This is a genomic window from Microbacterium sp. (assembly GCF_043427715.1).
In the GTDB taxonomy this organism is placed as follows: Bacteria; Actinomycetota; Actinomycetes; order Actinomycetales; family Microbacteriaceae; genus Microbacterium.
In genome coordinates this window covers 23,990-30,114 of record NZ_JBHWTD010000112.1, presented here as the reverse complement: position 1 = coordinate 30,114, position 6,125 = coordinate 23,990, and the positions used below count along the sequence as shown (strand labels likewise).

Genomic DNA, 6,125 nt, shown 5'->3' with positions numbered 1-6,125 from the left:
GGTGTGGTGTTGTTGCGCCATTGGCGGGGTGTGGTGCCGAATTCTTCGCGGAAGATGCGGCTGAAGTGGCTGGCTGAGACGAACCCGTGTTGCTGGGCGAGGACGCCGATGGGGACATCGATGGTGGCCGGTGCGGTCAGGGCGTCGCGGACGCGGCGCAGGCGCTGGGACTGGATCAGTTGCGCGAGCCGGATGTCGGCGCGGGACATCTCTGCGTAGAGCAGACGCTCGGACACGTGCAGGTCCTTCGCGATCCGGGCGGCCCCGAGACCAGGGTCGGTGAGGTTGTCGAGCACGTAGGTGACGATCTGCTCGGCCAGCGGATACCGGGTCGTGGCGCGGTCGGGAGTGAGGGCGCTGAGCAGGGTCACTTTCAGCAGGTCGGCGACAGGCGCGAACACGTCCACCTCGTCGCGCAGGCTGAGCTCGGAGTCCATCACGCCCCCGAGCACGGACTGCAGCAGCGCCGCCAGCGAGGTCCGCTCACGCAGATCCACCCCAGAGACCTCGCCGATCTGATCCGCCGTCAACCCCACCACACCCAACGGCAGCTCGACGATCATGCGATCGGCGTCCTCGGCGGGCATTGCACTCCCCACCGTTGAGCGGGGGACAACGACGATGCTCCCCGGAGTCAGCTCGGTGTCCCGCCCCTGCAGCGACAGGACCGAGGCATTCCGACGCTGGTAGATGACTAACAGGTAGTCTTCGCCGTGACCACGCGGAGAGCTGACCGACATCACAGGACTGCTTCCTCGATCAGTTCGTAGATGTTTGCCCGGCGGAGATCGCTGGCGTGAAAGACGAGCCCGTCGCCCCGGTGCGGTGGCTGCGCTGCGACATGCCGCACGCACGCGGCGGCGAGATCTCGCTCGGCCGGCGACATCACCACGACTCCAATCACAGTCGTGTCCACGCCGACGAGATTGGTGGCGCTCCTGCTCACCTCACCGACCACACCGCTCGCCAACCTGTGTACACGGGCCCGAGACATCGTGCCGGCACCGTCGAAGGCCACCACCACCGTTCCAGGCCGAACGATGTGCAGCGCGGCGGTCACCTCATGCTCGATCCGTGAAGCCAGCGCCCGGCGGGCCCGGATGCCCAGGCCCCGACGAAACCGATAGGCCGCCACGACCAGACGCTCGTCCTCAGCCACCCGCTCCGCAAGAGGGGAAGGAACGAGCATCAGAAACTCTTGTGCGTCACCGAGCTTGACAGGCAGGTCCACCGAACGCCCCTCTCCTGCGGAGCACGCAACGTTCTCGCGGACGGGCGCGCGCGGGCGCCGGCATCGAGCCCTTGGCTCGGACGTTCTCGCGCACACGGAAGATCCGTGAACCGCGTGGCTTCCCGCACATCATGACCACCAGCCTACGACGACAGAAAAGGACTCGCCAGACCAAAGCGCGAACCGAGTGTCGAACGAGGAGAGGTCCTAGAAGCATGAAAACGCAGGCGGCGCGGATTGCTTCACATGATCCGGGTCGACTTGGAGAAGGACTCAAAGGTCCATTATTATGAGGGCATGCGATGCGAGCCTCCCGCTCCGCGGGGCTTGACTGGACCGGCCGGGCTGGCATCGCGTGACGGACGACTTCGATCCCTGCGGACGGGGGAGACTACCCTGGAGGCGTGACTGCCGACGGAACGAGTGCACGCCGGTTGACGCCGAAAGGGGCGGCAACGAGGGCACGTATCGTCGACGCAGCGAACCAGCTGATGTATGAGCGAGGTGTCGCCGCGACGACCCTCGCCGACGTCCGAGCCGCCAGTGCGACATCGAAGTCTCAGGTTTATCAGCACTTCGCCGACAAGGACGCACTCGTGAAGGAAGTCATCGAGACCCGGGCAGAGGACGTCCTGACGCAGCAGCGCCGACGCCTTCGACGAGTGGAGTCCCTGCGCGGGTTCGAGCTGTGGCGGGACGAGCTCGTCGAACGGAACGCGCTACGCAACGGCGCATACGGGTGCCCGCTCGAGTCTCTGGCGAACGAGATCGCAGACCACAACGAGGATGCCCGCCGCGCGATCGCTGCCCACTTCGATGAGTGGCTGGAGATGCTGATCGATGCCGTGGAGAGGCTGAAGACACGCGGCGTGTTGCGCAGCGATGCGGACTCGCGAGCGCTTGCCAGTGGGCTGCTGTCGGCACTCCAGGGAGGCTATCTTCTGGCGAAGGCGAGCCGAGACATCTATCCGATGCGTGCTGCTCTCGACATGGCTATCGCACAGCTCAGGGCCTACGCGACAGAGACCGGCTCCTCAACCTGATCCCTCTTCATCGCGAACGCGGTCAGCCCCGCAAAGCTGAGGAAGAGTCGTTCACCGGCGTCGATGATCGTCGCCAGCACATGGCTGCACGTGTTGCAGCGTACGACCAGCCCCGGAGCGTCCGGATACACGACTGATTCGCCAAGGGGCGCGATATGCCCGCAACCTCCGCAGCGTCCCTCGATCATCGTTGCGTCTGGAACGAGGAACTCGGCGAGAGTCCCGGAGAGGATGTTGCCGTCAAGATGGCTGGTCATCATAGGCCTCCGAATCGTTCGGTGAGGATGTCTTGCGGCGCATGACCGAGCTTCACGAGCCACGGCGCGACGGCTTCGACGAAGCCTGTCGAACCGCACACGAAAATGCGCGGACGGTCTTCCGGGGGGAGCGTCCGCGCGGCGACAGTCGACTCTGTGAGCCGTCCGACGGGCTCCTGCCATCCGGCTGGCGCTCGTCGCGTATACACGAGGTCCATGGCGAACGACCCGTCCGACAGTTCGAGGAGCTCATGGTGGAAATAGATGTCTTCGGGCGTACGCACCGAGTACAGCAGCCGGAACGGAACGGGATCGGACGCGGCCGCATGGGAGGCTGCCATCGCGTAGAGGGGAACGACGCCTGACCCGCCGGCGATGAGCTGCACGGGGCGCTGGCTCTGTCCCGGGCGCCAGAGGAAGAACGATCCCAGCGGTCCGTGGACCTCGATCTGATCACCGGCGCGCAGTTCGCGGACGAGGAACGGTGACACCTCGCCATCGGGCAGCTCATCGACCGCGAGGACGATCGTTCCGCCCGGCTCTGAGGATGCGATCGAGTACGACCGCGTCGCTTGGTAGCCGTCCGGAGCGGTCAGGCGTAGATCGAGATGACTTCCCGCCTCGCTCCCTGGCCAGCCCGGAACATCGAGCACCAGCCGCACCGCGGTCGGCGTCTCCGGGCGGACCTCTGAAACCGTGGCGACGAACCACGCCGGCCTCACGCGGGGGCGAGGCGGAGCGAGCCGGGTCTGCTCCATCACCAGTAGCGTTCTTCCTTCCACGGATCACCGTAGATGTGATAGCCGCTCTGCTCCCAGAACCCAGGGTCGTTCGTCGGCATCATCGTCAGCGCACGGACCCATTTCGCGCTCTTCCAGAAGTACAGATGCGGGATGAGAAGACGTGCCGGCCCGCCGTGCTCCGCGTCGAGGGGAGCGCCTTCGGCCTCGGTCGCGATCCAGGCTTTGCCGTCCAGGAGATCCTCGAGCGGCACATTCGTGGTGTACCCGCCGTAGGAGTGCGCCATGACGTAATCATGGGACGTCTCGACGTTCTCGAACAGCTTGTCCAGGCTCACCCCGCGCCAGGCCATGTCGAGCTTGGACCAGTGCGTGACGCAGTGGATGTCGACCGTGATGTCCTCGGCACCGAGCGCCAGAAACTGCTCCCAGTTCCAGTGATGCTCGGTACCGGTTTCATCGAGGATCGCGAAATCCCACGTCTCGGTATCGACATAGGGCGTGGGACCGGCAGTGAGCACCGGCCAGTTCTCGAACAGCGTCTGTCCCGGAGGGAGCTGATCATCGGGACCACGCCGACGTCCCGCGAATCCGCGAGTAGTGAACGACATACATCGCCCCTTCCGTGTCGTCTGGCTGTACACAACCGACGATATTGCGGGAGCTCTCTCGCTGATCGCCTAGTCCTGCGCGGAACTTGCCCATGACTGCAGGTGATGAGCCCAGGGGTGAAAACAGGCGATTGCGCCGACCACACTGTGGAACAGGACGCCCCACTAGGCGGCCTCGGTTCCCGCAAACATCGAGAAGAAGTCTGTGACCATGTGCCCTGTTGCGCTCGGCATGCCGACCGTTCGCAATCGCGCGCGCTCAACGATCGGCCGACCCGAGACACCTCTTCTCGTAGACAGGTTCGGGCGCATCGCGCGAGACCTGCGTGTATCGATCACCAGCGCCTGCTCACTGCGTTGCACATACTGCATGCCGGCGGAAGGCCTGCCCGTAGTCCCTCGCGGGGAGTTGCTGACTCCGGAAGAGATCGCGCGCCTGGTCACAATAGCCGTCCACGATCTCGGAGTACGCGAGGTGCGTTTCACCGGCGGCGAGCCGCTTACGCGACCGGATCTGGTCGAGATCGTGCGCCGGACGACCACAGTCGTGCCGGGCGTGCCCGTGTCGATGACGACCAATGGGATCGGCCTCGATCGCAAGGCGCCGCAGCTTGTGGAGGCCGGACTGACGCGGATCAACGTGTCGCTGGACACGATCGACCGCGAGCATTTCGCCGCCGTCACCCGACGCGATCGCCTGCCAGCCGTGCTCAGGGGGATCGAGTCGGCACAGCACGCAGGGCTCAGCCCGATCAAGATCAACGCGGTGGCGCTGCGCGAGACCCTCGCGGATGCTCCCGACCTGCTGGCGTGGGCGCTTGCCAACGGTGTGCGGTTGCGGTTCATCGAACAGATGCCGCTGGATGCTGATCAGACCTGGCGCAGAGACCACCTCGTCTCCGCCGAAGAGCTTCTCTCCGTGCTCGGACGCCGTTATCGACTGACCCCGGCCGGCCGTGAAGACCCGTCCGCTCCTGCAGAGGAGTGGCTCGTCGAGGGTGGCCCGGCGACCGTCGGCATCATCGGATCCGTGACGCGCAGCTTCTGCGAAGCGTGCGACCGTACACGGCTGACAGCCGAAGGCTCGGTACGTTCATGTCTATTCGGTGACGACGAGACGGACCTGCGCACGATGCTGCGCAGTGGAGCAGACGATGCCGCCATCGCCGACGCGTGGCGGGCGACGATGTGGGATAAACAGGCTGGGCACGGGATGGATGAGAAGAGCTTCCGTCGACCGGCCCGTTCTATGGGAGCGATCGGAGGCTGACGATGCCGTGCATACTCGTCCGATACTTCGCAGCCGCCGCTGAAGCGGCCGGCTGCGAAGAAGAACACGTCGAGGCGAGGTCCCTCGGAGAGGCGAAGGACGCGCTCCTCACAGCTCACCCGGCACTCGAAGCGGTCGTCGCAAAGGGGACATTCCTCGTCGACGGCATCGCCTCACGCGATCCCGCGCGACCGGTCTCCGCGCAGGTGGACGTGCTGCCCCCGTTCTCCGGCGGCTGAGCGATACGGTGGACGGTTGAGACTCGATCCATAGCGAGGCTTCCGCGTATCGAGGACCGCGTTCGTCTCGTGCGCCGTCATCTTTCTGCGTGAGACGATCGTGCCGTATTGCCCCGATCCTCGCGTCAGCAGGAGTCGAAGTACAAGCGCTGGGGATGCATACCGTCGCTCACGTCGTACACGGCATCGGACGCTTCGCGTGGAGTGTCCTCGCGCATGTAGCGCAGATGCCGTTCACGGGTGTCTGGATGGGCCGGCCCGCCGCCGTCGAGGAAGACGGTGAAGTGCCACGCCGAACGCAGACTGGAGCGCAGCAGCGACCAGCCGTCGACAATCAGCACCGTGTGCTCAGACGCGTCAGTGAACCCGCTCTCAGGTCCGTTGAGGCGGAACATGCGCAGCATGGTTCGGACCGTATCGTCGTCCGTGAACGGTGCTGCGGTGAGACGAGTCGCGTTACGTCCCACTGCGCGCAGCGCTGCCGCTAGCGTGTTGGCGAAGTGCGTGCGGGCTGCAGCGTCCACGCCGTCGATGGCGACGAGTATTCGGCCGCGTGGGTTTCTGTGAAGCACCTCCTGAGCGAGCTCCTCCCAGACGGCGGTACCAGCGGCACCTGAGGCGTTGGGAGACGTGGCCATCGTCACTCCTGCCGTGGAATGGTCAAGAGGGGGCGCTCTGGAATGCCGTTCTGGCCACGCTCATCCTTGCCGTCGGCGCTCGCTGTGGGTTGCGTT

At 65.3% G+C, this 6,125-nt stretch carries 9 protein-coding genes and 1 pseudogene; 4 read left to right on the top strand and 6 right to left on the bottom strand.

Going from position 1 to position 6,125, the window contains the following annotated elements; translation table 11 throughout:
• A partial coding sequence (locus ACHFGS_RS12270) for a helix-turn-helix domain-containing protein (RefSeq protein WP_394289493.1) occupies positions 1 to 740 on the bottom strand: 740 nt, incomplete at its 3' end.
• Positions 740 to 1,231 (bottom strand): hypothetical protein, encoded by a 492-nt coding sequence (locus ACHFGS_RS12265; protein ID WP_074040882.1) that lies wholly within the window; start codon positions 1,229 to 1,231, stop codon positions 740 to 742. The genes ACHFGS_RS12265 and ACHFGS_RS12270, both read right to left, overlap by 1 nt.
• A 404-nt stretch (positions 1,232 to 1,635) precedes the next feature.
• Between ACHFGS_RS12265 and ACHFGS_RS12260 the strand changes: the two are divergent.
• Both ACHFGS_RS12260 and ACHFGS_RS12255 read left to right on the top strand, forming a co-directional pair.
• A pseudogene (locus ACHFGS_RS12260) lies at positions 1,636 to 1,827 on the top strand (TetR family transcriptional regulator); the annotation flags it as partial.
• The gene (locus tag ACHFGS_RS12255; RefSeq protein ID WP_394289494.1) at positions 1,828 to 2,274 is read left to right on the top strand and encodes a TetR family transcriptional regulator C-terminal domain-containing protein; all 447 of its coding nucleotides are present in this window, start codon (positions 1,828 to 1,830) and stop codon (positions 2,272 to 2,274) included. It begins immediately after the preceding pseudogene.
• On the opposite strand, the gene ACHFGS_RS12250 is transcribed toward ACHFGS_RS12255, so the two are convergent.
• The 3 genes from ACHFGS_RS12250 to ACHFGS_RS12240 are packed head-to-tail and all read right to left on the bottom strand — an operon-like array spanning position 2,244 to position 3,882.
• Positions 2,244 to 2,531, bottom strand: coding sequence for a DUF6510 family protein (locus ACHFGS_RS12250; RefSeq protein WP_131941901.1), 288 nt, complete (start codon positions 2,529 to 2,531; stop codon positions 2,244 to 2,246). The genes ACHFGS_RS12255 and ACHFGS_RS12250 overlap by 31 nt on opposite strands.
• Complete coding sequence (locus tag ACHFGS_RS12245; protein WP_074040881.1) at positions 2,531 to 3,289, bottom strand: FAD-binding oxidoreductase; 759 nt, start codon at positions 3,287 to 3,289, stop codon at positions 2,531 to 2,533. Before ACHFGS_RS12245 ends, ACHFGS_RS12250 begins: the two co-directional genes overlap by 1 nt.
• Positions 3,289 to 3,882, bottom strand: coding sequence for a molybdopterin-dependent oxidoreductase (locus ACHFGS_RS12240; protein ID WP_046454460.1), 594 nt, complete (start codon positions 3,880 to 3,882; stop codon positions 3,289 to 3,291). Before ACHFGS_RS12240 ends, ACHFGS_RS12245 begins: the two co-directional genes overlap by 1 nt.
• 211 nt (positions 3,883 to 4,093) lie before the next feature.
• Here ACHFGS_RS12240 and moaA point away from each other — a divergent pair, with 211 nt between their 5' ends.
• Complete coding sequence (moaA, locus tag ACHFGS_RS12235; RefSeq protein ID WP_074040880.1) at positions 4,094 to 5,152, top strand: GTP 3',8-cyclase MoaA; 1,059 nt, start codon at positions 4,094 to 4,096, stop codon at positions 5,150 to 5,152.
• Between the two features lie 2 nt (positions 5,153 to 5,154).
• Positions 5,155 to 5,391, top strand: a complete 237-nt coding sequence (locus tag ACHFGS_RS12230; protein WP_074040879.1) for a MoaD/ThiS family protein — start codon at positions 5,155 to 5,157, stop codon at positions 5,389 to 5,391.
• A gap of 125 nt (positions 5,392 to 5,516) precedes the next feature.
• Here ACHFGS_RS12230 and ACHFGS_RS12225 read toward each other — a convergent pair whose 3' ends face one another.
• Positions 5,517 to 6,029 (bottom strand): hypothetical protein, encoded by a 513-nt coding sequence (locus tag ACHFGS_RS12225; protein ID WP_131941899.1) that lies wholly within the window; start codon positions 6,027 to 6,029, stop codon positions 5,517 to 5,519.
• Positions 6,030 to 6,125 lie beyond the last annotated feature (96 nt).